The organism is Pseudoalteromonas sp. SW0106-04 (assembly GCF_001293805.1).
In the GTDB taxonomy this organism is placed as follows: Bacteria; Pseudomonadota; Gammaproteobacteria; order Enterobacterales; family Alteromonadaceae; genus Pseudoalteromonas; species Pseudoalteromonas ruthenica.
The window spans coordinates 355,156-380,454 of sequence record NZ_BCAI01000001.1; the positions used below are offsets into that span (position 1 = coordinate 355,156).

Annotated in this window: 20 protein-coding genes and 2 pseudogenes; 13 read left to right on the forward strand and 9 right to left on the reverse strand. The window is 48.8% G+C overall.

The window, feature by feature from the left end; all coding sequences use genetic code 11:
* The first annotated feature begins 35 nt into the window (after positions 1-35).
* The 4 genes from W04_RS01615 to W04_RS01630 all read left to right on the forward strand — a co-directional run bounded on the left by W04_RS01615 (position 36) and on the right by W04_RS01630 (position 4,851).
* Entirely contained in the window at positions 36-1,031 is a 996-nt protein-coding gene (locus W04_RS01615) for a metallophosphoesterase (protein ID WP_053909533.1), read from the forward strand.
* Positions 1,021-2,958 carry a phytase gene (locus W04_RS01620; protein ID WP_053909534.1) on the forward strand — a complete coding sequence of 646 codons (1,938 nt, stop codon included), beginning with the start codon at positions 1,021-1,023 and terminating at the stop codon, positions 2,956-2,958. The genes W04_RS01615 and W04_RS01620 overlap by 11 nt, the downstream gene beginning before the upstream one ends.
* 127 nt (positions 2,959-3,085) lie before the next feature.
* Entirely contained in the window at positions 3,086-4,096 is a 1,011-nt protein-coding gene (locus W04_RS01625) for a hypothetical protein (RefSeq protein ID WP_053909535.1), read from the forward strand.
* Positions 4,097-4,182: 86 nt separating this feature from the next.
* The gene (locus tag W04_RS01630; protein WP_053909536.1) at positions 4,183-4,851 is read left to right on the forward strand and encodes a M15 family metallopeptidase; all 669 of its coding nucleotides are present in this window, start codon (positions 4,183-4,185) and stop codon (positions 4,849-4,851) included.
* Between the two features lie 716 nt (positions 4,852-5,567).
* Here the strand turns inward: W04_RS01630 and W04_RS01640 are convergent.
* A complete protein-coding gene (locus W04_RS01640; protein WP_053909538.1) occupies positions 5,568-8,783 on the reverse strand; it encodes a S41 family peptidase in 3,216 nt (1,071 codons plus the stop codon).
* A gap of 370 nt (positions 8,784-9,153) precedes the next feature.
* On the opposite strand from W04_RS01640, the gene W04_RS01645 reads away from it, so the two are divergent.
* From W04_RS01645 to W04_RS01655, 3 genes are all read left to right on the forward strand, one after another.
* Complete coding sequence (locus W04_RS01645) at positions 9,154-9,366, forward strand: cold-shock protein (RefSeq protein WP_022946139.1); 213 nt, start codon at positions 9,154-9,156, stop codon at positions 9,364-9,366.
* A gap of 253 nt (positions 9,367-9,619) precedes the next feature.
* The gene (locus tag W04_RS01650; RefSeq protein ID WP_306341144.1) at positions 9,620-11,494 is read left to right on the forward strand and encodes an LTA synthase family protein; all 1,875 of its coding nucleotides are present in this window, start codon (positions 9,620-9,622) and stop codon (positions 11,492-11,494) included.
* 39 nt (positions 11,495-11,533) lie between these two features.
* Positions 11,534-11,908, forward strand: a complete 375-nt coding sequence (locus W04_RS01655; protein ID WP_053909539.1) for a diacylglycerol kinase — start codon at positions 11,534-11,536, stop codon at positions 11,906-11,908.
* Here W04_RS01655 and W04_RS19170 read toward each other — a convergent pair.
* From W04_RS19170 to W04_RS01670, 4 genes and pseudogenes are all read right to left on the reverse strand, one after another.
* Positions 11,895-12,215: pseudogene (locus W04_RS19170) on the reverse strand (acyl carrier protein phosphodiesterase); the annotation flags it as partial. The gene W04_RS01655 and the pseudogene W04_RS19170 overlap by 14 nt on opposite strands.
* 12 nt (positions 12,216-12,227) lie before the next feature.
* On the reverse strand, positions 12,228-12,494 hold the full coding sequence (locus W04_RS19175) for a hypothetical protein (RefSeq protein ID WP_306341145.1): 267 nt from the start codon (positions 12,492-12,494) through the stop codon (positions 12,228-12,230).
* 241 nt (positions 12,495-12,735) lie between these two features.
* A complete protein-coding gene (locus W04_RS01665) occupies positions 12,736-13,275 on the reverse strand; it encodes a hypothetical protein (RefSeq protein ID WP_053909540.1) in 540 nt (179 codons plus the stop codon).
* Between the two features lie 312 nt (positions 13,276-13,587).
* Positions 13,588-14,490: a LysR family transcriptional regulator gene (locus W04_RS01670; protein WP_053909541.1), complete on the reverse strand. Its 903-nt coding sequence runs from the start codon at positions 14,488-14,490 to the stop codon at positions 13,588-13,590.
* A 94-nt stretch (positions 14,491-14,584) separates the two neighbouring features.
* Here W04_RS01670 and W04_RS01675 point away from each other — a divergent pair, with 94 nt between their 5' ends.
* Together W04_RS01675 and W04_RS01680 are read left to right on the forward strand one after the other, a co-directional pair.
* Positions 14,585-15,067 carry a DUF2938 family protein gene (locus W04_RS01675; protein WP_053909542.1) on the forward strand — a complete coding sequence of 161 codons (483 nt, stop codon included), beginning with the start codon at positions 14,585-14,587 and terminating at the stop codon, positions 15,065-15,067.
* A 9-nt stretch (positions 15,068-15,076) separates the two neighbouring features.
* Positions 15,077-15,718: a hypothetical protein gene (locus W04_RS01680; RefSeq protein ID WP_053909543.1), complete on the forward strand. Its 642-nt coding sequence runs from the start codon at positions 15,077-15,079 to the stop codon at positions 15,716-15,718.
* 154 nt (positions 15,719-15,872) lie between these two features.
* Here W04_RS01680 and W04_RS18820 read toward each other — a convergent pair whose 3' ends face one another.
* The 4 genes from W04_RS18820 to W04_RS01695 form a co-directional block, all read right to left on the reverse strand.
* Complete coding sequence (locus W04_RS18820) at positions 15,873-16,040, reverse strand: hypothetical protein (RefSeq protein ID WP_157576217.1); 168 nt, start codon at positions 16,038-16,040, stop codon at positions 15,873-15,875.
* 356 nt (positions 16,041-16,396) lie between these two features.
* On the reverse strand, positions 16,397-17,248 hold the full coding sequence (locus W04_RS01685) for a universal stress protein (protein ID WP_022944223.1): 852 nt from the start codon (positions 17,246-17,248) through the stop codon (positions 16,397-16,399).
* Positions 17,249-17,257: 9 nt separating this feature from the next.
* The gene (locus tag W04_RS01690; protein WP_053909544.1) at positions 17,258-18,748 is read right to left on the reverse strand and encodes a SulP family inorganic anion transporter; all 1,491 of its coding nucleotides are present in this window, start codon (positions 18,746-18,748) and stop codon (positions 17,258-17,260) included.
* Between the two features lie 337 nt (positions 18,749-19,085).
* Positions 19,086-19,502, reverse strand: coding sequence for a hypothetical protein (locus W04_RS01695; protein WP_053909545.1), 417 nt, complete (start codon positions 19,500-19,502; stop codon positions 19,086-19,088).
* A gap of 77 nt (positions 19,503-19,579) precedes the next feature.
* Here W04_RS01695 and W04_RS01700 point away from each other — a divergent pair, with 77 nt between their 5' ends.
* The 4 genes and pseudogenes from W04_RS01700 to W04_RS19225 all read left to right on the forward strand — a co-directional run bounded on the left by W04_RS01700 (position 19,580) and on the right by W04_RS19225 (position 25,257).
* Positions 19,580-23,593 carry a rhombosortase-dependent M36 family metallopeptidase gene (locus W04_RS01700; RefSeq protein ID WP_053909546.1) on the forward strand — a complete coding sequence of 1,338 codons (4,014 nt, stop codon included), beginning with the start codon at positions 19,580-19,582 and terminating at the stop codon, positions 23,591-23,593.
* A gap of 323 nt (positions 23,594-23,916) precedes the next feature.
* On the forward strand, positions 23,917-24,081 hold the full coding sequence (locus W04_RS19030) for a hypothetical protein (RefSeq protein WP_231657974.1): 165 nt from the start codon (positions 23,917-23,919) through the stop codon (positions 24,079-24,081).
* A 42-nt stretch (positions 24,082-24,123) separates the two neighbouring features.
* A pseudogene (locus W04_RS01705) lies at positions 24,124-25,050 on the forward strand (trypsin-like serine protease); the annotation flags it as partial.
* Between the two features lie 24 nt (positions 25,051-25,074).
* The gene (locus tag W04_RS19225) at positions 25,075-25,257 is read left to right on the forward strand and encodes a carbohydrate-binding protein (protein ID WP_373432694.1); all 183 of its coding nucleotides are present in this window, start codon (positions 25,075-25,077) and stop codon (positions 25,255-25,257) included.
* The last annotated feature ends 42 nt before the right edge of the window (positions 25,258-25,299 follow it).

The window sequence follows — 25,299 nt, forward strand, 5'->3', positions numbered from 1 at the left end:
TGGTGAGTTATGCACCACGCTAATGAGGAAAGAACATGATTAAGCAGTTAATGACTCTCATTGCCTTGCTCGTAGCGCCGCCATTGTTGGCCCAGAGCACGCCCATTTATAGCGATGCGCTCTATCAACAGCAGCGCATTGAAGGATTGGCGCCCTTGGCAGATAGCATCAACTTTGCCGTTATTGGTGATTGGGGCCACAACGGGCACTTTTACCAGCGCCCCGTTGCCCACCAGTTAGAGATTGCCTTGTACCAACTAGATGGCGACTTTGTGATCTCCACCGGCGATAACTTTTATCCCGATGGTGTTGCCAGTACCCAGGATCCATTGTGGCAAAGTGCCTTTGAGCGGATATATCACGGCCCTCATAGTTTTGTGCCGTGGCACAGTGTGTTGGGCAACCATGACTACTTAGGCAATGCCCAAGCGCAAATTGATTACAGCAACGTCAGTGGCCGTTGGCAGATGCCGGCACGCTATTACAGCCAGCGCTTCACGTTAGCAAGTGGTGAGCCTGTGCTGGTGTTGTTTTTGGATACCAATACCCTAGTCAGTGACTATCGCACTCGCGCCAAGTACCGCGCCACCCAAGGGCAAGACCCAGGGCCACAGCTCGCATGGCTAAAGCGGCAATTGGCGGGCAGTGACGCAGCATGGACCCTCGTTGTGGGCCATCACCCCATTTACACCAGTGGCAAACGCTATGGTCGCGATAACGGCTTGGTTGAGACGTTAGCACCGCTGCTGAAGCGCTATGGCGTTGATGCCTATATAGCCGGCCATGAACATGACTTACAACATAACCAAATTAAACACAGTGATCTGGCGCATTATGTTTCTGGCGGCGGCAGCGAAGCTCGCAGCGTCGAGCAACGAGAATTTACGCGCTACGCCGAAGCTACCCCAGGCTTTTTAACATTTTCAATTAATGCCGATGCACTGCAGATGACGGCGGTTAATCACCGAGGCGAAGTGCGTTACCAACATAAACAACTGCGCCGTAATAAGGAGCAAAAACATGACCATTAAAAATAATAAGCTCGTTAATGTCAGTATGGCGGCAGCGCTAATGGCGCTAACCCTGTTTACTAAACATAGTTACAGCGAAAGCTTGGCGGTGACGGAGCTCGGTGAGCAACATAATATGCAGGGCTCACAGGCTCAGTGGTTGCACACCGGGCACTGGCTACTCGCCAGTGAAAGCCAAGGCTTATTGCTGCTCGAGCAACATCAACAACAAATCACCCCGTTGCTCGCTGGTAATTATGAAGGCCTGTCTTTACGCCAGCTAAGCCCACAGCGCTATGTGCTAACCAGTATTGATAATAGTGCCGATGCGGTGGTGGTATGGCAGTTAGATTATGATGGCGCTCAATGGCAGATTGATGAGCTGTCACGGCTAACACCGCCGCAAGCGCAGCCGGAAGCGGCCTGTTTATACCATGATGCGCAAACGCGCACGGTATCGGTATTTGTTGCCGATGTGCGCGGGCTTATTGCGCAAACGCTAGTGTATGATCTAGAGGCTGCGCAGCCGATGCAGCTGCCGATTCGCACTTTTGCTGGAGTCAGTGAAGCGTCTGGCTGTGCCGTCAGCGACCAGGCTCAGCAGCTCTTTATCGGTGAGGCAGAGCTGGGTGTGTGGAAGATAAACGCCAACAGCGAATCGCGGGCCGATAAAACACCTGTCGCCTTGGTCTCGCCCTTTGGACAACTGGCACCGGAAATTGCGGCGCTCAGCAGCGACTCCGAGGGCTATATCTACTTTACCAGCAGTCAGCGCCAGCAGGTGTATCGCTACGACCCACTGCGTGAAACGCTGCAAAACTGGCATCTTGAGGGTCCCGAGTTAGGCCTTGAGGCCATTGCTGTGGGCGCAAACAGCCAAGGGCAACAACAAGCCGTATTGTTTGCCGATAAGCTCGATAGCTATATCAGCACCCAGCTACCCAGTGCTAAACAGGTTCCTGCGAGGCATGCAAAAGGGTTGCAACAGGTCAGCGCAAGCGCTGAAACTACGCCAGTAGCCGCCTTTGGCGATGCGGCGGACGACCCCGCTATTTGGGTCCATCCGAGTAATGCGCAACACTCGCTGATTTTGGGCACAGATAAACGTCGTGGCTTAATGGTCTATGGGCTTGATGGTCAGTTACGGCAACAGCTCGCTGTGGGCCGGGTGAACAATGTTGATGTGCGCCAGCATCAAGGTATCAATAACGCCACCCATACGTTAATTGCAGCAAGTAACCGCAGCAGCAATAGCATTAGTTTGTTTACCGTGAGCACCGATGGGCAGGTACAGCAGCTCAGTGATATTGCCACTAACCTAACAGAAATTTATGGCCTGTGTATGTACAGCGCGCAAAGTGGTCAGTATGTGTTTGTGAATGACAAAAATGGCACCTATCAACAGTACCGTATTAGCGTGCAAGACACTGAGGTTCACGGTCAACGTGTACGCCAGTTCTCATTGCCAAGCCAGCCTGAAGGCTGCAGCGCTGACGATCAATCCGGGCAACTATTTATGGGTGAGGAAGATGCGGGTATTTGGTTTATCGGCGCTGAGCCTGATGCTGGCACCATGGCAAAGCGTATACAACAGCTAGATAGTCACCTTGTTGCCGATGTTGAGGGCATGGAGATTTATCATCGTGACGATGGCACACGATTGCTGGTGGTATCCAGTCAGGGTGATAACAGCTATGTGCTTTATCGCATAGAGGGTACGCGCTTAGAGCCGACGCTAACGCGATTAGTGACGTTTACGGTAACGGCTAATATTGAAAAAGGCATAGATGGTGTATCGGAAACAGATGGACTAACGGTCACCGCCCATGCCTTACCAGGTTACCCTCAAGGCGTGCTGGTTGTTCAAGATGGTTATAACCGTATGCCGCAACAACCACAAAACTTTAAAATTATTGATTGGCGGCAGATAGATAAATTACTGCCTTAAGTAGCGCGCGATGTCTGGCTGTGAGCCGGGGCATCGCGCAGCTAACGTGCGAATTGAATTATTGTCATAACTGAAATGGTAAAATGTTTCTATACTTTGACGGTGACGACAATAACAGAGTGCGTTTATGGCCGTAGTTCCCAGCTTAATAGTGTTAGCTGCAACGTTAACCTCCATGCAATTAAATGACGTGCTGGTGCGGGCCGAAAGCCATGCGCGTGAGCGCCCGCAGCAAACATTGGCTCTATATCAACAATATAACGATAGCTTCGGCTCTGTGCCGACGTCGGTGCGCTTTCGCTGGTATTTCGCGGCTGCTCAAGCGGCCATATTCAGTAATAACTTTAGCCAGGCGCGCGATCTTATCGACAGTCTTTTAGCCCTTGGTGATAGCAAAACGCAGCAGCTGAGTCGTAGCTATAATTTATTGGGTATTTGGCTTAAGAAAAACCAGCTATTAACCGATGCAGAGCACGCCTACCAATGCGCATTTACAACCGAATCACGACCTATTTATCGCGCTATCTATCTTAATAATATGTTGATTGTTGCCCGTCATCGGCAGTCTTATCAGTTGGCGCAAAGTTATTACGACCGCGCAGCAGCCATTTTACAAGCCCATCCAAATGATGCTTTAAGCGCCAGTCTTGCCAATAATATGGGTATGTTAAAGTTAAGTTTGGGTGATATTAAAGGAGCTGTGGGGGATTTTCGTAAAGCCACTTTTTTAAAAGAGCAGCATAATCTCGCATTAAGTCAATTGAATGCAGCGATGAACTTGACTCTAGCGCTGTTGTTAAACGAGCAGAGCGAGCGCGGAGCGCGATTACTTGCCGATATAGATGCGTTAGTTGCACAGTCTGCTGACCCTGACCGCCATACCTTGGCTGCATATCTGCACGCAATGCTCGATAAGCAACAACACCAACCAGTGCGCCACACTGAGCAGCAACTAAGAGTACGCTATACACACATAAAAGATGACAGCCTAGCCCAGTTAGTGCGCTACAGCGCCGACTATTTAAACTTGAGCTTACCCGCGCGAACTGTTCACCAAGGCGAAAGCGCCAGTGCGTCCATGCAGGCGGCACTGGCGCGCTGTCAAAGCGCTAACCTCAACGAACATGTGCATCGCTGAGTCTCGCATGAGCGGTGGTTTTCCTTAGCGATGGAATAGGGTATTGTTGATTTTATCGCTTTGGGCAACAACAGGAATGAAAGGTTATGAAAGGGTGTGTCATCGGTGCTGCTGTGTTTGCCTGCGCTACTATCAACCCTGTGGCAGCGAAGCCGAGTGAATTTGTCGCCATTGCTGATATCGCGCCAAGTATTCAAAAAGATATCCGTTATTTTGGTCGGGATAACTTTGTTGGTACGACTATCGATGGTTACTTGGCACCTAAATGTCTGCTCCATCAACGTGCCGCTAAAGCGCTAGCCAAGGTACAAAAAAAGGCTCTGCAACAGGGCATGACCCTGAAAGTGTTTGATTGTTATCGACCACAGCGCGCCGTTGATCATTTTGTCCGCTGGGTGAGCGATACCAGCGCACAAGATACCAAAGCACATTATTATCCGAATCTGGATAAGGGCGTGTTACTTGGTGATTACATTGCCGCAAAGTCGGGCCATAGCCGAGGCGCAACCGTTGATTTAACCTTAGTCGACATGGCTTCCGGTGAGGAGTTGGATATGGGCTCGGCGTTTGATATGTTTGACCCGATATCAAATACTGATGATCCGCGTATCAGTGCGCAACAGCGCAACAATCGCTATCTACTACGTGACCTCATGACTGCACAGGGCTTTGCCCCCTACGCGATGGAATGGTGGCACTTTTCCTTAAAACCCCAACCCTATCCAGATACCTATTTTGACTTTGTGGTGCGCTAGAAAAAAAACAAGTTATAGACTTAGGCTCGCAACCTGCTGCATATTGAAGTTTGGTTGGGGTACTTTATAGTGTGAGCAAACCTGCAAATGACCTCTAACTTCTTACCCATACGCTAATGGTGAAAGAGCTCTCGAAAACTAAAAATGAGCGTGTGAATAATGAAAGCCGAAGATTTGCCAATAAATGAGTTCATTCCTAAGCTGAGGTATTCTTTGACATTAGTCGCCTGCATCATGGCGTTGGTGTTTTGTTATACGGCGATATCGATCACTGTCAATATAGTTTTCTCTTTAGATCAACGCCTTAAAGCATGGTATATGGCTACTATGCTAGGGATACTCATAGTGTGCGCAGTGGGATGGATGTTGTCTCGAGGTAAGGTAGGCGTTTTGCCATACTGTAAGTTGGCAGTGTTACTCTGTTTTATTGTGCACCTATGTTTGTTTTAGCTGGTGCCGAGCTTAACTCATACCCACCCACATTAGCAGTGGTTTTTTTGAGCCTTAATAGCCTGTCTTTATGGTTACTTAACAGCAGGTTAGCCTTCGTGAGTGCCCTGATACTAAGACGTTTACATCGAAGAAAGCGCAAAGTGCTTAAATACATGGAAACCGTGAACCAACAGTGCTAATAAAAAGGCATGTGGATAACAGTTAGCCAACTCCTTTATATGTAAAAGGGCGCGATTTGCGCCCTTTTCATTGGTTAAGGTGAATTAAAACTCACTGGGCGCCGGCGGCACACTCAGTGGTTTTTTCGGATTCGCTTTAAGCTCTTTTAACAGCTCTTCAACCGCACGTTCAATCGATGGGTCTTGGCCTTTGTAAATAAGCTCTGGGCGATCAATCACCTTTATATCAGGGGTGACTCCCTCATTTTCGATAATCCAATTGCCTTCGTTATCTAAAATCCGGAAGGTCGCGGCAATCACTTGGCCGCCATCCACTAGGCTGGGATTACCCGAGATCCCAATGAGGCCGCCCCAGGTGCGGGTACCAATCAGTTTACCTAACCCTGCTTGACGGAAGTAATAGGGTAGGGCGTCACCGCCGGAGCTGGAATAGCCGTTGATCAGCATGGCTTTTGGTCCATCGTGCGCAAACTGCGGCGTTTTTGTCGGCTCGACACCACGGCGCTTCCAATAGTTAAGGGGCTTGCGAGCCAACCAGGTGATCATATGTTCGGGGATAAACCCACCGCCATTATAACGATCATCAATGATCATGGCGTCTTTGGTGGTTTGCGGCATGTAATTTTTAAACATGGCGCGGTTACCTTCATAATGGGTATTCGGCAAGTGCACATAACCAATACGCCCGTCAGAGAGCTTATCAACATAAGCGGCGCGGGTGTTTACCCAATGCAAATAACGTAGCCCTTGCTCGCTGGCTACCGGCTCGACACTGACTTGCCATGCCCCCTTGCTACTCGGTTTGTCGTTAAGCACCAGCTCAACTTGCTCACCCTGAGTGTTCTCCAACAGCTCATAGAAGTTCGCTACTGTTTTTACTGAGCGACCATTAACGGCGATGATAAAGTCGCCTTTGCTGGCTTTCACACCGGTGGTGCCAAGCGGAGAGCGGAAGTTTTCGTGCCAGTTCTCGCCTTGGAAAATGTGCTCAATTTGCACATAGCCAGAGCGGTGGCTGGCTAGTTTGGCACCCAGTAGACCATGGTTTTTACGCTCGGCTTTGGGCATATCGCCGGATTGCACATAAATATGGCCGGCGTTAATTTCCCCGGCGATTTCACTGAGAACATAATCTAAATCAGCGCGGTGGGCCACGGCATTGGCCATGCCTTGGTACTTCTTAACAATGGCATCCCAGTCCTGACCGTGGTGATTTTCATCGTAAAACCAATCGCGCAGGGTGCGCCAGCCTTCCACATACATTTGTTGCCACTCAAGCTGAGGGTCGATTTTCAGCGTCATATTGGTTAAATCCAATTTTGTGGCGCTTAAATCTTGCTCTGGTTTAGGCGCAATAATGCTGTAGTTATCGCCAGCGCGCACTAACAGGTGTTCGCCATTTGCCGATACCGTATAGCTGCTAACGCCCTTGGCCACGGTTTTCAGCTCGCTATCGTGCTCGGTGCCAAGAAGTTGCAAGGCGCCGTTAGCCATCACCAACACGCCACCGTCAACGCCATGCAGTGAGCGATAATCGCCCGAGGGCGCGTTTAGCGCGGTCACGCGTTGCATAAAGCCCGAGCTTTGCAGTTGGTTGCCATTGTCGGCATCGCTTTGCGCATCGTCGTCACTCACTATGGTTGTTTCGTCACTTTGCAATGCAACCAATGGCGTTATATCAGTGTTCACCGCCGCAGCGTAGATGCGTGTGGCGCGGTTAAACATGTAATCGAACTCGTAGCTGCTAAAGGCTAAGTTAAAGTCGCGCTCAGAGGTGAAATACAGGTAGTTGCCATCCGGTGAGAAAGTGGGGCTGTGCTCATTGGTCATCTCGTCGGTCAGGCGAGTCACGTCTTGCTCGTCGGTATTGTAATGCCATAACGAGCCGTAGCGGTTTTCATTGTTTTTAACATAGACAATGTCTTCGCTATTAGGTGACCAAGTGTACTGACGAATGCCCTCTTCATCATAGATACTGGTATCAATTTTATGCTGCTTGCCTGATTGCGCATCTAGCCACCATAACGTGTGGTTTTTATCGGCAAAAAGCAGCTTAGAGCTGTCGGGCGACCAGATGGGGGTAAAGCGCCAAATGGTGCCATTACTGGTCAGTTGCTTAACGGCGTTATTATCCGCGCGGTCCTGCAAATAAATCTCATATTCACCGGATTCGTCGCTCATGTAGGCAATATAGCGGCCGTTGGGCGACCAACTGGCGTCTATTTCTCGACCTTTAGGGGTGTAGGAAAGGTTACGAGTTGGGCCTTTTTGAGCGGGGACGCTAAATAGCTCGCCTCGGGCGGTAAACAAGGCCCGTTTGCCATCATGAGACAGCGACATAGAGTCGATAAAGTCGCTCACATTTTTGCTGTAAGGCATGGCATATTGGCGCACGCCAGCCACATTAATGGTGAGTTTATTGCTTTGCTCGGTTGTGGGGTCGAAGCGATACAAATAACCGCCATTTTCGTACACCACCGCGTTGGGGCCAGCTGATGGCCACAGCACATCGAAGTCCTCATGGGTGGTGAGCTTTTTAGGCGCTTCGCCTTCACGGTATTGATACAGGTTTAAGGTGTAGTCGCGATCGGAGACAAAGTAGATATTATCGCCCACCCAAGTTGGCTGCTGATCGGTGGCGCGATCTGTGGTCAGCTGCTTGGAACTGTTTTGTTCTAAATCATACACCCATACATCTTGGGCACGACCGCCGCGCGAGCGTTTCCAGGTACGAAATTCACGATCAATCGGGGTGTATACATATTTGCTGCCATCTGGGCTTAGCATGCCACCCCCGGTTTCAGGAATAGCCAGAGGCTGCTCTAGGCCACCATCGGCAGGCACCATGTATGGGCGGCCCATGCGTTTACCCCAAGGAGTGCGGTTAGCCCGAAATACCACATGTTTACCATCGGGTGTCCAATCAAGCACCCGGTAATCGAAACCGCCACGCGGTGGCATAGGGCCAACATCGTTGTAATAGGTAAGCTGTTTAAGGCCGGAACCATCACGGTTAATGACGTAGATTTGTCGGCTGCCATTGTACTCGGCGGCAAAGGCGATCCGTTGGCCATCTGGGGAGAATTTAGGGAAAGTTTCAAAGCCGATATGATCGGTCAGGCGCTGGCTGGCACCGGTTTCGGTGTTTGCTACATACACATCGCCAGCGTAAATGAAGGTGACGTGTTCGTTGTGAATATCAGGAAAGCGCAATAAGCGTGTGTCTTCAGTTTCATAGGCTGACACCCACGGGGCCAGCGTTGCAGCCATGGCGAGTGCCAAGGTGGTTATTTTTCTCATCTTTGGTAACCCTTTTTTTAGAAGCTGTTACATCATAACAAGGGTACTTACAATTGCGACAGCGCTGCGATAAAAGGCTGTTACAAAATATGTCAGGTGCTGAGCTTGGCGCAGATAATTGAAATAACATTGGCGCAGATAATTGAAATAACATTAGGTAAACCCTAGTGCCTGTGTTAAGGTGCCCCTGTCTGATGAGTTCTACCCAGATTCGATATTTGCTTTTGTCCTTCAGTTCTTCGTGAGTCCTATCCAGTTAGTGTTCCACCCGAATTTAAGCACCAAGCCGTTCGTGTTAGCTAGTACTTAGTTTGGCATTACCGCGTCTGTTAACAGCGCACATTTATATTTAAAAGATTTTGGAGACACTATGTCTAATACAACTGGTACAGTTAAATGGTTCGACGAGAGCAAAGGTTTCGGTTTCATCACTCCTACTGATGGCGGCAAAGACGTATTCGTACATTTCCGCGCTATCGTTTCTGATGACGGCTACCGCACTTTGCAAGAAGGCCAAGAAGTTCAGTTCACTGTTGAACAAGGCGCTAAAGGCCCACAAGCTACACAAGTTACTGCTGTTTAATTACGGCGCTAATCTGTGATGTAATTGAGCGCATACGCTCACTTGCAATAAGAAATACCTGAGCTTGAGCTTGGGTATTTTTTTGTCTACCGCGTTCGCATTTCTACTGTTTTCTCATCGCCATAAGCTTCACTTAAGTTTCACATTTTATGTTAGTCGCACGAATTCTCTTTAATGCGATGACATGCTCAAATTATACATACGGCAATTTGCCCCCTTTATTTTATTCGTAACTACTTTAGCAGTAATTTTTGTGGCTACTCGGCTCGGTTTAATGCTCTGGCAACATGAGCGCTTGGAAGTAGGTCAGTGGGGGTTGGTATTACTAGGTGGTGTGCGTATTGACCTGAGCAGTATTGCTTATATAGCTCTGCCACTATTAATCATCAATGTGGTGTACTTGATGGCACCACGCAAATTGAAATACGTTTTATTTATTTTATTAAAGGCTTATGCGGCACTTACTATTGCGACAATTGTGTTGGTCGAAGCCGCAACACCAGCATTTATCTTGCAGTATGACGTTCGACCAAATCGATTATTCATAGAATATGTGCAATACCCCAAAGAGGTTCTATCCATGCTTGCGAATGGGCACTTTCTCGCGGCAGCAATCTCACTCATTCTGGCCTTGATTTTCGCCATTGCTACAATCCGTTATATACCACGTCCTTATTGCCAACATCAGTCTCGTCGCTTCAGCGTATTCGCAGTCTTAGTCACGGTAGTTACGCTGGCGGTTTTAGCTCGAGGTACGTTTGCACATCGTCCTTTAAACCCTGCACTAGTTTATTTCTCTCAAGACGCTTTAGTGAATTCACTCATTTTGAACTCGTCATACAGTGTGGTTTTTGCAGCCAAAAATATGGCCTCGGAACGCAGCGCGCAGACCTTGTACGGGGCGATGGCAGAGGAGCAGGTTGTTAAGATAATGAAGTCATCCACTTTTCGTTCCTCAATGGGCGATGAGCATATCCCTACACTCACGGTTAATGCTCCTTACCACCAAGGTCAAAGTAAAAACGTGGTTATTATTTTAGAGGAAAGTCTGGGAGCGCGGTTTGTTGGCGCCTTGGGTGGTAAAGGATTAACCCCACAACTGGATAATTTATACGCTCAAGGATGGGGATTTCATAGCCTTTATGCAACGGGCACGCGCTCGGTGCGAGGCATTGAAGCGGTTATTAGTGGCTTTTTACCATCGCCTTCACGTTCAGTGGTGAAGCTATCAAAGTCTCAGAAGCAATTCTTTACCATTGCTCAGCTGCTTGCTAGGCACGGTTATATGACACAGTTCATTTATGGTGGCGAGAGCCACTTCGATAATATGAAAAGCTTCTTTCTAGGGAATGGGTTTCAGGATATTGTCGATATGAATGATATTGCCGAGCCTCAGTTTACGTCCTCTTGGGGGGTCAGTGACGAAGATTTATTTATTCAAGCAGATAAAGAACTCTCTTATTTAGCGCAGCAGCAACGACCTTTTTTTAGTCTTATTTTTACTTCTAGTAATCATGACCCCTTTGATATTCCAGAGAATAAAGTCGTCCTCGATGCGGTCGGTACCAATGAACATGTTAAGCGAGATTTGGCGATAAAATATGCCGATATGGCGCTTGGTCAATTCATTGAGCGTGCAAAACACAGTGAATATTGGCAGGATACTGTGTTTCTTATCGTTGCAGATCATGATGTTAGGGTGTATGGGCGTGAGCCAGTGCCAATTAAATCCTTTCATATTCCCGGCGTTATTCTCAATTCTCCTTTTGACGGCATTCAAGATGATCGGCTTGTCAGTCAAATAGACTTGCCAGTGACTTTACTATCCTTAGCAGGTATTGAAGCAGCAACGCCTATGACTGGGTTTGATCTTACAAAGCATTATCCAGTGGAAAGAGCGCTGATGCAGTATTACGACAACTTTGCATACTTAGAGAATGATAAAGCGGTGGTATTAATGCCTGGTCAAAGGGCTAGTTATTGGTCTTATAACAAAGCATCAAAAACGCAAACATCGTTATCAACGGGCAATAAGTTGGTCACTTTGAAAAATAAAGCGTTGGCCCATGCCTTATATAGCACGATGGCGTATCAAAAGCGCTTATATCAACTGCCACAACCTAAGTAATGAATTACCACACCATGATAAAACGAGAGAAGGTTGACTATGCGCTTTGACAACAACAAGAAGCCAAAAGGGTTCAAGCGAATTGTCTTCGCATTGCGACACTCGTTAAGAGCTCTTTCTTGGTTAATAAAAAACGAATCAGCATTTAAGCAAGAGGTGACATTACTACTGGTATCATTAGTCGCGCTTGGTGTGTTACAAGCCGGTATATATCAATGGATAGCTGTGATTGGGGCTACACTTTTTGTGATGTTTGCTGAAATATTAAATACCGCAATTGAAGTGATCGTCGATAGAGTAGGGTTAGATATTCATCCTTTATCTGGACGGGCAAAAGATTTAGGGTCGGCCGCTGTACTCGTGGCATTAATCATCTATGCGCTCGTTTGGGTAGCTGTCATTACTGCGTTTTAGAGCTGGCTTCGACGCTATGACGTTTGACGTGAGCGAGCAACAGCGGGAAAAAGTGTAAAAACACCGCCTCAAACTGCTCAATATGTTGCTCAATATCGTTAATGCTGCCAGCAAACTCATTGTTAAAGCGGATACGTTTGGCAATGTTATCCAGCGCCAAAGCCACCCCGTCTAAGTGGGCATAGGTGCTAAACCAGTCTTGGTCGCTCATACGCGCAACCACCTGTCGCATGGCTTGGGGCATATGCGACTGACGCCTTAGTAGCAGCGTGTAGGCGTGATTGCGAAAGTTAGCAAACTCCGTGCTACTGAAGCGCGATCAATGGCGAATAAGAAAGTGATCGAACAACACATCTAATGCCACTCCGGCAAAGCGGCGGCGCTGAGGTGAGAACAACTGCTTGGCCTGCCTGACCTGCTCATTGTTATCGGTGAACTTATCCACCAATAAATGATTTTGTAATCCCAAATACACAGGCCGAGGCAATTGCTCGGTACTAACACCACGGCGAAAGTCGCCAAGCAGATTACCAAAGTGGGAATCCGCTGTGTTTTGGGCCAAAAATAAATGCGCGAGGTAATTCATGACGGCTAAGTGTTCACAGGTTACATGCATTTAGTGTAAAGCATGAGCAAGGCTTAGGTGAAGTAAGTTGTGCCTGCTTAGGCGAGGGCTAAAAGGCAATGAAGCGTATAGTGAAACAGCTTAATGTGTGCCGCGAGGTTCAGAAATAGTGTTTTAATAGACCTTAAATTGTTACCTTTAGTTGGTAAGAGGGCTCCCTTGAGCAATTATTGTAATCTCATCTTTACTTACATCCGTGTACTTACTGGCCATCAGCCTCGTCTCCTTTTTTATTAAACATTAATTTGATAAATACGCTCGAATTGCTATTTGTTCCAATGCCGAAATAGGTCTCAGGCTTGCTGTTGGGAACAAATGTAATGAAATGCTTGTACTGTGTGTCAATCGCACCAAGCTCATAATAGAAATTGCCAATATCCCTTTTTACAATGCCTGAGCTTTCAACTGTGGCAAGAAACTCGCGGCGCAGCTCTATATAGTCGTTTGTAATACTTGGCTCGGGTGATTGAGTTGCACTGTAAAGCTGATTGAAGGTCAGGCGCTCGCCGTCAACAGTCATCTCATCATCAAGCATCTCTTTGTTTGTATATGAGCTGATTTCAATATTGATGCCCTCGCCGGTAAGGCGATAAGCATTGCCGGATGTTTTACACTCCAAAGGCATCAGAGGTTTGGCAATTTCATAAATAAGCTTATCTTTGCCGATAAAGTCACACTTTTGCGCAGCCAGAGAAGCGCTACATGGAAAGATAAATGGTAGGACAAAAAGTATCTTCTTCATCAATTTCCCTATTAACGAGTGATTTTCCTATAAGTATGGCAATCTATGTTCAGGGAATAAACACTAGGCGCAATTTTTGCAAGGAAATGCTCACTGGAGCCTTAAATTGCGAGGTAACTAATTGTAGCTAAGTGTTAGTGGGCCATGTACATTAAGGGTAAAGCATGAGCTAGACATGGCGAACAACTTTTGAATGCATGAACTCATAGACAAAAACATGCAGTGATCTTCAAACTCACCCCTGTTTACTCACACTTTATACTCTGTACGCGTGAAACGAGCGTGACTGGATGCCTGCGTTGCAGCCAACGATCAGCCATTGTCGGATGGTAAATGCGTGGCAATAAACTCATTTAGTTGCTGTTTTAATAGCTGGGCACGGCGGCTGAGTAATCGGCCACTGGGCCATAGTGCATAAATTGTGCGCGGCTCAGAGCGCCAATTTGGGGCGATGCATTTTAGTTCATTGCGCTGTAGCTCATCGATAATTTCAAAGCGGGGTAGCAGCGCTGCGCCTTGGCCATTACAGGCCAAATACTTTACAAACCCGGTATCGTTAAATTGATGCATAAAACGCGGCACAAACTTATGGCGGCGTTTCGAGGGTAAGTGCGTTAATTGCCAGCTTTTACGCAGCGTAGTGCCAATTAAAGGCAAGGTACGCAGCTGCTCTAAGGTGTTTACCTCCTCACAGTTTTGCCGTTGCATAAATTCAGGGCTTGCGACCAGTAAGGTGTCACTTTCACCTAAGCGTTGTTGCATAAACGCGCTATCGTGTTGGGGGCCAATGCGTATTGCCATATCCGCTTGGGTGTTGACCATATCCTGCTTATCATTGCTGAGCTCCAACTGCAGAGTAACTTGTGGGTAGGTGCGGGTAAAATGCAGCCAAAACGGCTTTAAAAAACCGTGGCTGAAGTTCATCGGCGCCAATACCTTTAGTTGTCCTGTTAGCGAGGCGTTGGCCTCGTTAAGGCGGTGCTTAGTGTGCTCAAATTGCGCCACCAAATCGACATAGGCATGGTAGTAAACCTCGCCTTGTTGTGTCAGTTGGCAATGACGGGCACTGCGGTTTAGTAGTTTGCAATTAAGGTGCTGCTCCAAGCGTTGTAAACGCCGAGTGACGGTGGCTGGCGGCAGCGATAAAAGCTGAGCGGCGGCGCCTAATCCGCCTTGTTGAGCAATATGAACAAATACACGAATATCATCAAGCATGATTTCATAAATGGAATTTAAAGTTGTTTATTTCAGTGTATAGGTTATTAGTGAAATTACATATGCTACTGCCAATATCTTTTGGGAGTCGCATATGAATACAGACATGTTGTTATCGGCGCTTATTGTCGGAGTGGTCGCCACTGCGTTACTTGATGCCTGGGCATGGCTATTAAAATCAACCCTGCAAGTGCCTTCATTGCGCTTGTGTGTGCTCGGGCGCTGGCTACTGCAAATGCCCGAGCAGGGCATGGTGCAACGCCATGTTGCGCAACAACCAGGGCATCGTGGTGAATGTGCATTGGGCTGGAGCGTGCATTACGCTATTGGAATACTCTTTGCCTTAGGGTATTTTCTTATGTTGCAGTGGCTGCAGCGCCCACCCAGTCTAATGATTGCTATCGCCTACGCCTTAGCCACGGTGGTATTTGCATTTTTTGTAATGCAGCCGGGCATGGGCGCAGGCTTAGCCGCGTGCCACAGCCCCAAGCCCTGGCGGGCACGGGGTAAAAGCATGTTGAGCCATGGTATTTTTGGTGTCGGCCTACACATTGGCAGTCTAATTGTGAGTAATTGAGAGTGTATTATGAATCCTGAATATTGGTTACAACGTTGGCAGCAAGGGGATATTGGCTTTGATCAACAAGAGCCTAATAGCAACCTAGTGGCGTTTTTCCCCACCCTGGCACTGACTCCAGGCGCGCGTGTGTTTGTGCCATTGTGTGGTAAAAGTATTGATGTGCAGTGGCTGTTGCAACAAGGGCACGCTGTGGTTGCGGTGGAGCTCAGTGAAGACGCCGTGCAGGCGTTGTTTCAAGCGCTTCAGCTCACCCCAGATATCTCTCAGCAGGGTGAGCACCGGTGTTATCAGGCGGGCAACCTCTGCGTGTATGTGGGTGACGTGTTTGCGCTTGAACGGGCACAATTAGAGGGAGTGACGGCTATCTACGATCGCGGCGCACTGGTTGCTTTAGATGCGCCCCTGCGCATGCGTTACAGCGCCAAGCTAAAAGAGCTGTGCCCTCAGGCGCAGCAGCTTGTGGTTACTGTGGAATATCCTCAGCCCGAGCCACAAAGTACACCGCAATCGGTTCCAGCAAATGAATTACAGCAACTCTATGGTGACCATTATCGCCTTGATTGCCTTAACCGAGCAGCCATGCCCGAGGGCATAAAAGGGTTTACCCCGGCGTTTAATAGTACCTGGCATCTCAGCATTGCAGGCTAGGCAGGGCGCGCCTGTATTTGCGGTAAGTGGTAGCCATGCGCTTGCTCCTTAAATAACAGCTTTCAGTCGCCATGGCGCAGGCCATGAAAGGGGCTATAGCCACTATACTCGTTACACTTTTTAGGCGCGGCGCTTGGGTGCACCGCACACTTGATCACTGGCTTGTGAGCCAATGCATAAAACCTTGCATATCGGCTTTGTTGGCAAACTCAATGTAGCTTTTTCCTTGATGGTGGCGAATCGCCATCGCATGTTTGTTCACGGAAATAGCATGGATAGGTAGCGCAATATCAATACGCTGATTTTGATATAAATAGGACATAATAAAACTCTTTTTATTTGGGCGCTTTGGGCGCAAAAAATAAGCCTTATTATCGTCTGGAAATGGCCGCGTTGTTCACACGGAGCAGGCTCTGGCTTTTACTTGCAACAGATAAAGGCATTGAGCTTATAAATCTCTGGTCAGACTTTTAAGGCTTGTATTGTGGCGATGGAACTGACTGGATCAAGGAAAGGCATCACGATGACACTGTGGTGTCGGGTTTGCTTGGTGAGATAATGCAAACAAGCGGCCACTATAAGGCAGTTGATTGTGCAAAGCAAGTAAATAATCACTTACTTTGCAAATGTTGAAGGCAAAGCCCGCGCCGCAAAGCGCCTAGCGGGCTTTAAGTATGTTTAACGTAACACCACCAGCGGGATATCTAAGGTTTCCAGCATCCGTAGGGTATTGCTGCCAACAAAAAGTTGCCGCAGTTTCGAGTGCGCGAAGGCGCCCATAACCATCAACTCGATATCATTGGCTTGTTTATAGGCCATCAGCGAGTCGTAAATAGGGCCTTCAAGCAGCTCGGCTTTGACATCAAACCCTTGCTCTTGCAAACGTTGTGTGGCTAGCTTCAGCTTTGGTGCTAAGTCACGTTCTTTATTTTTTACCGCCACTAAGTGGCAGGGGATGCCATGTAAAAGGCCCCCGTCGATAACCTTTTGCAGTGCCTTGTCGGCGGTGGCGCGGCCATCATAGGCAATCATAAATGACTTCGGTGCTGAAAACTGCTTTGGCACCAATAGTACCGGCGCGCTGGCCTGGCGTAGCAAGGTCTCAATGTGTGAGCCCAATGCTTTGAAGTTATCTTCATGGTTTTCACCACAGCGACCGATAACGATTAACCGTGACATGTCACTGAGGTCAATAATGGCCTCGACCACATCGCCATGGCGTTGGCGCGTTTCTACTTGCTCAACGTTAGCCTGTTTGGCTTGTGTGGCCAAGTCTTCGAGTAGCTGTTGCCCCAACTCCAACGCCATTTTGCCGCGCTTTTCATCGAGCTCTGTCATCTCATTGAGTAACGATGAACGAGCTCCGAGACCGATGGCGCCGCTAAGGTCGTCCGCGCCGTGTTGCTGTTGGCGCTCAATGGTGTGTAAAAAACACAGCGGGTGTTGCAGTTTATTTGCTGACCAGATAGCGGCGTCAGTGACCGCTTGGGTGATTGCTGAGCCATCCACGCAGGTAATTATTTTCTTCATAGTATGCTCCTAATGTCCGCCCATAAGCTTATCCACTTCTTTGGGGTCGTTGTGAACGCCAAATTTGTCTACTACGGTTTCGGTGGCTTCGTTCATTCCGATAACACTGACCTCTGCGCCTTCACGGCGATATTTTATGACTACCTTATCTAACGCAGCCACGGCTGTCACATCCCAAAAGTGAGCATGAGTTAAATCAATAATCACTTTGGGGGCCGCTTCTTTAAAGTCAAAAGCAGCAATAAATTGCTCTGCCGAGGCAAAAAAGACTTGCCCTTTGACGGTGTAGGTAACGCTGTGCTGCTGTTCATTATGGCTTGTTGTAACCGCCATAAAGCGACCAATGCGATTGGCGAAAAACAGCGTGGCGAGTAACACCCCAACGAGCACACCCAAGGCGAGATTATGGGTGGCAACGACCACGATAACGGTGCTGATCATCACCACATTAGTCGATAATGGATGGGTGCGTAAGTCGCGAATAGACGACCACGAGAAAGTACCAATCGACACCATAATCATTACTGCCACCAACGCCGCCATGGGGATTTGTTTTAGCCATTGATCGAGAAACACCACCATGATCAATAAAAAGCTGCCAGCAACAAAAGTAGAAAGCCGACCACGACCGCCGGATTTAACATTGATAATAGATTGCCCTATCATGGCACACCCGGCCATACCGCCGAACAAGCCAGCACCAATATTGGCTATACCTTGGCCTTTACACTCGCGGTTACGATCGCTTGGGGTGTCAGTTAAATCGTCGACGATAGTGGCGGTCATCATCGATTCCAGCAAGCCCACCACGGCAAGGCCGACAGAGTAGGGGAAGATAATACTAAGGGTCTCGAGGTTCAAAGGCACATCCGGCCACAAAAATACCGGGAGGGTGTCTGGCAGCTCACCCATATCACCGACAGTGCGAATATCTAAGCCCAGAACCGTCGCAACAATGGTCATCGATACGATGCATACCAGTGGTGAGGGGATCACTTTGCCGACCACAGGGACATAGGGGAATAAATAGATAATAGCTAAGCCCGCAGCGGTCATCGCATACACATGCCAGGTGACATTAGTGAGCTCCGGCAGTTGTGCCATAAATATCAATATCGCCAAGGCGTTGACGAAGCCGGTGACCACCGAACGAGAAACGAACCGCATTAGTTCACCGAGGCGCAGTGTTCCGGCAATGATTTGCAGCACCCCAGTGAGTAAGGTTGCGGCCAGTAAGTACTCTAAGCCGTGCTCTTTAACGAGTGTGACCATCAGCAGCGCCATGGCGCCGGTGGCTGCCGAAATCATCCCCGGACGACCACCAACAAAGGCGATTACCACGGCGATACAGAAAGAGGCGTATAACCCCACCTTAGGGTCGACCCCGGCGATAATGGAAAAAGCAATGGCTTCGGGCACCAGTGCAAGCGCCACTACGATTCCAGCAAGCACATCGCCGCGAATATTAGAAAACCAGTCTTGTTTTACGTGTTCAAACATAGAGATAACCTAACGCGTTACTAGTTGGCGCCCTCGGGTTAGCTACAAACGCTGAAAAGCTAAGCGTCACAGCCTCGATAACATGGCACGAACTATTCTTTGCCCCAATGGGCAATGATTGTGTTATTGAGTGTGTTCGCATACTGCGCGCACAATAAAGGTTGCGGCACTAAGTGTAGTGCACAAAAGGAAGGAAAAAGCCTAGGGCGGCGTAAATGTCACAATAACGCTCCAAATACTTAATTATTTTTTTAGGCTACATGGTTAGCGTATGAAAAACAATCGCCTAGCGATGATGTGCGGGCAGTTTTCAGCTGTAAAAGGTAGCAATAAATGATTACTTGATAGCCGCTTGACTTGGTTTTGAATAATCCACTAATAGCTCAACAACGTCGATGGCTTCGTTTTGTTGCAGTTGCATCATCTCAGCGGCTAAATCAATTTTATTTATGGGGGTCAAGCGATAGTTATTCCCAGAGAGGCTGTTTATTTTATATCGAGCGCGCAGCATGTCAGTGGGTAAAGTTTGGCTGGTCACAACGATATCGCCCACTACCGTGCCATATTCACCTGTCGATACGTTGAATACCTTGTTTCCAGCTTGCAAGCGAGGTGTTTGCCAGCGAATCTTATCGCCGTTGTTGTTTAGCGTGTAAACAGCAGGCGTGCTTTTTTGTGCAGTGGCAGAAGTCGGCGTCTGAGGCATGCAACTGGTTAGCAATAGTGCGCTGAGTAGGAGATAAATTGATCGCATTATTACTCCGAATGTGTATTAGTAATATGGTCTACCTTTAAGGTAGCTCCGATATAACCGCGAACGCAAGGTGACTTATGGCTCAATCTCAACAATGCAGTAACTCTTTTAGATTAACGCGAACGGCTTCAAGCGTTGCAGTTACCGCTGCATTGAGCGCTGCTTTATTTGGTATGCCGCTAACGCTGCATAGCGCGCCACAACAGGCTGGCCAAGACCATTACCAAGCGGTGGCCAAGGCCGCAGCGCCGCTGGCCGTGGCGCAACGAAAGCAAGCACAGCAACCAACGGCCAGTGGCCATCAATCTCATTTTGATAATACCTTAGAGCGCGCTACCTTCGTGTGGGGTCAAGCTAAGGCGGCACCTGGCACTGCCCAAGTCACAGATTTAAAAGCCCGTGCACACACACATATGCAAGGGCTCAGCGGCATCAGTGCGCTCAAATCATCTCAGGTTGATGTGCGCCTCAATGACTGGCATGACATAGGTACTGGCGCTATCGTGGCGCGTTATCAGCAATTTGTGCAAGGTATTGAAGTATTTAATCGCCGCTACAGCGTTATGCTCAACCGTCAAGGTAGCCTCGTTGCTGGCGCCGGATATTTTGCTGATGTACCGCAAAGCGCGCAGAACTTTACCGTCCTTGGCGCATTTTCGTCTGAGCAGGAGGCAGCGCTTAGGGCTATTGCCGAGCTCAGTGATGTGCCGGTACAACTCGATGCACGCCGTATTCGTCAAGGCTATAACCATTTTGAAGTACGCAGTGCCAGCGACCAGCAACAATTTGACAATGTGCGCGTGAAGGCTGTGTTCTATCCACTTGCCGATGAGTTGAAAGCTGCCCATTACGTTGAAGTGGAACGCAAACGCAGCGATTCACTGGAGAGTGATTACTTTGCTTATGTGATTGCCAGTGACACCGGTAAAGTGCTGTTTAAAAACAATTTGCATAGTCATGCCACGGAGTATAACTACCGAGTTTACGCTGATATGCAAAGCGGCTATCCCCTAGAGGGGCCGCATGGTGATGTGATCCCCGCCGATGGACCGAATCAAACCGACGAAACCACTATTCTAGCTGCACCACTGGTTACTCTTGCCTATTACTCGGCGATTTCAACTCAAGACCCATGGCTTAGCGAGAGTGCCACTCGCACCGAGGGTAACAACGTTTTTGCTTATGCAGATATCAATGCTCCCCAAGGTTTTACCTCCGGCGATATCACCGCCGAGACCACCTCGGCGTTCACCTTTGACTATCCCATTGACCCCGAATTAGCACCGACTGCTGAGGGCAACGTAAAAGCGGCGGTGGTGAACCTTTTTTACATGAATAACTTTTTGCATGACTTTTTTTACGACTACGGCTTTGATGAGGCCGCCGGGGTTGCTCAGCAAAATAATTATGGTCGAGGTGGCGCTGCTGGCGACCCGATAGAGGCGCAGGCACAAGATTACAGTGGTTTGAATAACGCTAATATGGCCACCCCTGCAGATGGCGCCAGCCCAAGAATGCAAATGTATTTGTATAACTCCAAAGACGCCCAAGTTGGTCAGGATTTTGGTGTTATCGGGCCGACGGGAATAGGCACTTTAAGCTCATCACAGCGCTCGGCCTTTGGCCCTTTAGAATTTGATATAACAGGCGAGCTTGCGCGCTTCAACGATGGCAACGATGTTGATTCAGGCAGTGTGTTTGATGGGTGCGAGGCCGCTGCCGACCCCAGCACCTTGGCGAATAAAATCGCTATTATTGAGCGTGGCAGTTGTAACTTCACGGTGAAGGTTAAAAACGCACAAGATGCTGGTGCATTAGGCGCTATTGTCACTAACAATGTCGATGATGGTACCCCAGCCCCCATGGGCGGTGAGGACGCGACCGTCACCATTGGCAATATGGGTCTCAGCTTCGATGACGGCCAACAGTTGTATAATGCCATGCTGTTGGGCTCGGTCACGGTGCGAATGTTTAATACCAACCCGCTCAAAGATGGCACCTTTGATAACGGTATAATCGCTCATGAGTGGGGTCATTACATCAGTAATCGTTTGATTGGTAACGGCTCAGGGCTGGGTAACTTCCAAGGCCGTGCTATGGGCGAGGGCTGGGCAGATTTTCATTCACTGCTGTTTATTGCTAAAGCCAGTGATGCGCAAATTGCGGGTAATAGCGACTTTACCAAGCCTTATGCTACCGGCACCTTTGTAGAGGATTTTTACTTCGGTATTCGTCGTGTTCCTTATACGCCGAACCAAGATATCAATCCACTGAACTTTAGGCATATCACTGAAGGTGCAGGTGGCGACGTTGGTTTACCGCCTACCAGTGTCGCCTCACCTCATGCACCGGGTGAGCTATGGGCATCTGTGTTGTGGGATAGCTACGTGGCGTTGATTAATGAACATGGCTTTAGTGAGGCCCAACAACGCATGGCGCGCTATCTCGTTGCCGGGTATAAAATGACCCCGGTCTCTCCGCTTTATACCGAAGCACGAGATGCTTTATTAGCGGCCATTGCCGCAGAGGACGTCGACGACTATCGCCTCGCACTGAGTGCCTTTGCCAACCGAGGGATGGGGCTGGGCGCGCAATCGCCAGAGCGTTTCAGTACTTCTTTAGATGGCGTGGTCGAATCCTATGAAACACAAGCGTCAGCGTTTAGTGCCGAGCAAATAGTGCTCGACCCCGAAGGAGTGAGCTTCTGTAGTGCCGATGGCTACCTTGATATTGGTGAAACCGGTACGCTGACGGTGCAAATCAGTAACACCGGAAGTGAAACGCTTAATAACATTCCTGTGCAATTTAGCGTGCTATCGCCGCAAGATGTAACCCTAGGCAATGGCGGTGAGAGTGAAGTGGTGTCCATTGAGCCCTTTGCCAGCGCTCAAAGCACGCCCATCGATGTGAGCTTAAATGGTGCTGATATCGCCTCGCCTTTACAGCTTCAGGTTAGCTTCCCTGACGATGGTGAGAGTGTGCAACGTCCCGAACCTATCACCCAGACGTTTACAGTAAATATTGCCTTTGCGGATGCGCCTCTCACCGATGCCAGTCAAAGTGACGACATGGAATTAGCGGCATTGAGTAGAGAGAACCTAGCGCTTTCTTTGCTCAAAGACACGGTGGGTTCTGAGCAAACATTAAGCTTTGATAATTCAGATATCATCGACACCTTTGAACAAGGAGGTGTGCAACTGGGCGAGCAGAGCTTATTTTTACGCAACAATAGCTTCGAGTCCGATGTGGCTTTGACTACGCGAGCGTTTACGGTTGCTGAAGAGCAAGACTTTAGCGTCTCTTTTTGGCACTTCTATGCCCTAGAAGAGTTTTGGGATGGCGCGGTCGTTGAAGTGAACATCAATGATCAAGGTTGGCAAGATGTCACCGAGGCGGGAGGGCAGTTCGCTGTCGGCTATGATGGACAACTCAACCAGAACCCGGCTCAGTCGCTGCAACAGCGTCCTGTGTTTACTGGGCGCAATAGCACCGACAGCGTGTTTGGCAATATGGAAACCATTGATTTTGGCCAGAAACTGGCAGGTGAGCAAGTGCAATTGCGTTTTCGTATCAGCTCCGATGGCAGCGTAGAAGATACCGGTTGGTGGATAGATAATGTCAGTATTGTGGGGATCAGCTCTGAGGTGTTTTATCAGGTTGTACCCGGCGACGTGGAAGGGTGTGATAATCGTCCTCCTGTTATTGCGCAGATACCAGCGCAAAGTGTTGATGAGGGAGAGCCGGTCAGTATCAGCGCTGATGCGCAAGATGCTGACGGTGATACCTTGAGCTATCAATGGCAACAAACTGCTGGGCCTGACGTGACTCTCAGCGCAGCTAACACGGCCACAGTCAGTTTTAATGCACCACAAGTCAGTGCGCAGCAAACCTTGGAATTCACCGTGACGGTGAGCGATGGCGAGCTGATTGCTCAGCAAGATGCGCAGGTGAGTGTCAATAATGTCGCCGAGCCAGCTCCTGAACCCGAGCCTCAGCCCACGCCCTCAGACAGTGATGAAGGTGGCAGTGGCTCCATGGGTGGTTGGGCATTATTGCTGCTCGCTATGCTAGGGCTACGGCGACAAAAATAAGGGCGCGATTAGCACTTATAAGGCCACCTCAGGGTGGCTTTTTTTTGCTTATTCGCATAGAACCGCAGCCTACTTTCCCAACTCAGGGGACTGGTCTAAGCTGCGCTAAGTGTAAATTTTTAGATACGCACGCGTGTAGTAAAGGCTTGTTAGGCAAATAAAAGAATGACGCAAAGTTTTGATATAACGTAATAATTATATGAAGTTTAAATGCAGCGTGAACAACGGGAGCGATACGCTTGAATAATATTCAATAACAAAAAATTTACATTATTGTTTTCGTACCTATATTGATACTTCGAACTAACAAGGAGACCAAGGTAATGAAAACAACAACCCTCAACCCCGTTCAACGAGCTCTGGCCTGCGCTGGGGTGACCGTAGTTATGCTTACTAGTGCAGCAGTGCATGCTCAACAACACCTCGACGGGCCGGGACAAGTGAGCCCTCTTATTGTCGGCGGCAATCCTGCTAACACCGCAGATTGACCCTTTTTCACTCAGCTATTATCACGTTATGGTAGCTCTCCCTTTTGTGGCGCGAGCTACATCGGAGATGGCTATGTATTAACGGCAGCGCACTGTGTTGATGGCAGCTCAGCTTCCTCGTTGAAAGTAAAAGTAGCGGGGTTTAGCAGCGGCGGCAGTGATGGCGATCGTATTGGCGTGTCGCAAGTATACGTACATCCGAACTTCGCCTCAGTGTCAACCGGATACGATGTGGCGCTATTAAAGCTGGCACGTCTTCCAAATCAAGGTCAGGCGGTAACCATGGCACAGGGGTCGATAGGTCAGTACGCTAATAACGGTGATTTACTCACTGTTGCAGGTTTAGGGCGCTTAAGTGAAGGTGGCTCGTCACCGAGTACCTTATATGAAGTAGATGTACCGCTGGTGTCTGATAGTGTGTGTCGCCAATCTGGGGGCTCTTATAGCAATGTCGGAGCAACCCAGTTTTGTGCTGGTTATTCGCAAGGACAAAAAGATGCCTGCCAGGGTGATAGCGGTGGCCCTATTGTTATTAATTCCGGTGGGCAAAGGGTGCAGCTTGGTATCGTAAGTTGGGGGATCGGGTGCGCCAGACCAAACAACTACGGGGTGTACGCTGATGTCGCTGACTTACGCAGTTGGATTGATGGGATAACCGGTGGCTCAGGCACACCGACAGTGTCTTTATCGTATACAGAAAACGAATCCTTGGGTAATTTTACCTTGGGAGAGACGCAACAGCACACTTTCACCATTACCAACACAGGCAGCAGCGCCGTCACTTTCAATACCGTGAGCCTATCAAGCGCTGGTGTGGCATCAACTGTTGTCAAAGCGCAAGATAGCTGCAGCGCTGCAACACTGCCAGCGAATCAAAGTTGTAGCGTAGGTGTTGAGTTTGGTGCATCAGCTGCTGGGAGTTTGGGTGTAACGCTTGATTTCAGTGTCGAGCAGAGTCCACGCCAATATAGCGCGGCAATTTCGGCTAACGCAGTGGATGGCGGCAGCGTCTGTAAAGGTAATTGGGACGCTAATACCATTTACTATCGTCGCGATCAGGTCACGTACAATGGCTATCGCTATCAGGCACGCTGGTGGACACAAGGAGATGTCCCCTCAGAATCAGGTCCCTGGGGTGTGTGGCGCCGAATCGGCTCTGATCCCGCCTGCCAATAATACGCCCACCAAAAAGGCCATAATCATGGCCTTTTTATATTT

What these genes read in the sequence shown, in the direction of transcription:
- W04_RS01615 (WP_053909533.1), top strand. Translation starts at nt 36, where the DNA reads ATGATTAAGCAGTTAATGACTCTCATTGCCTTGCTCGTAGCGCCGCCA.
- W04_RS01620 (WP_053909534.1), top strand. Translation starts at nt 1,021, where the DNA reads ATGACCATTAAAAATAATAAGCTCGTTAATGTCAGTATGGCGGCAGCG.
- W04_RS01625 (WP_053909535.1), top strand. Translation starts at nt 3,086, where the DNA reads ATGGCCGTAGTTCCCAGCTTAATAGTGTTAGCTGCAACGTTAACCTCC.
- W04_RS01630 (WP_053909536.1), top strand. Translation starts at nt 4,183, where the DNA reads ATGAAAGGGTGTGTCATCGGTGCTGCTGTGTTTGCCTGCGCTACTATC.
- W04_RS01640 (WP_053909538.1), bottom strand. Translation starts at nt 8,783, where the DNA reads ATGAGAAAAATAACCACCTTGGCACTCGCCATGGCTGCAACGCTGGCC.
- W04_RS01645 (WP_022946139.1), top strand. Translation starts at nt 9,154, where the DNA reads ATGTCTAATACAACTGGTACAGTTAAATGGTTCGACGAGAGCAAAGGT.
- W04_RS01655 (WP_053909539.1), top strand. Translation starts at nt 11,534, where the DNA reads ATGCGCTTTGACAACAACAAGAAGCCAAAAGGGTTCAAGCGAATTGTC.
- W04_RS19175 (WP_306341145.1), bottom strand. Translation starts at nt 12,494, where the DNA reads ATGAATTACCTCGCGCATTTATTTTTGGCCCAAAACACAGCGGATTCC.
- W04_RS01665 (WP_053909540.1), bottom strand. Translation starts at nt 13,275, where the DNA reads ATGAAGAAGATACTTTTTGTCCTACCATTTATCTTTCCATGTAGCGCT.
- W04_RS01670 (WP_053909541.1), bottom strand. Translation starts at nt 14,490, where the DNA reads ATGCTTGATGATATTCGTGTATTTGTTCATATTGCTCAACAAGGCGGA.
- W04_RS01675 (WP_053909542.1), top strand. Translation starts at nt 14,585, where the DNA reads ATGAATACAGACATGTTGTTATCGGCGCTTATTGTCGGAGTGGTCGCC.
- W04_RS01680 (WP_053909543.1), top strand. Translation starts at nt 15,077, where the DNA reads ATGAATCCTGAATATTGGTTACAACGTTGGCAGCAAGGGGATATTGGC.
- W04_RS18820 (WP_157576217.1), bottom strand. Translation starts at nt 16,040, where the DNA reads ATGTCCTATTTATATCAAAATCAGCGTATTGATATTGCGCTACCTATC.
- W04_RS01685 (WP_022944223.1), bottom strand. Translation starts at nt 17,248, where the DNA reads ATGAAGAAAATAATTACCTGCGTGGATGGCTCAGCAATCACCCAAGCG.
- W04_RS01690 (WP_053909544.1), bottom strand. Translation starts at nt 18,748, where the DNA reads ATGTTTGAACACGTAAAACAAGACTGGTTTTCTAATATTCGCGGCGAT.
- W04_RS01695 (WP_053909545.1), bottom strand. Translation starts at nt 19,502, where the DNA reads ATGCGATCAATTTATCTCCTACTCAGCGCACTATTGCTAACCAGTTGC.
- W04_RS01700 (WP_053909546.1), top strand. Translation starts at nt 19,580, where the DNA reads ATGGCTCAATCTCAACAATGCAGTAACTCTTTTAGATTAACGCGAACG.
- W04_RS19030 (WP_231657974.1), top strand. Translation starts at nt 23,917, where the DNA reads ATGAAAACAACAACCCTCAACCCCGTTCAACGAGCTCTGGCCTGCGCT.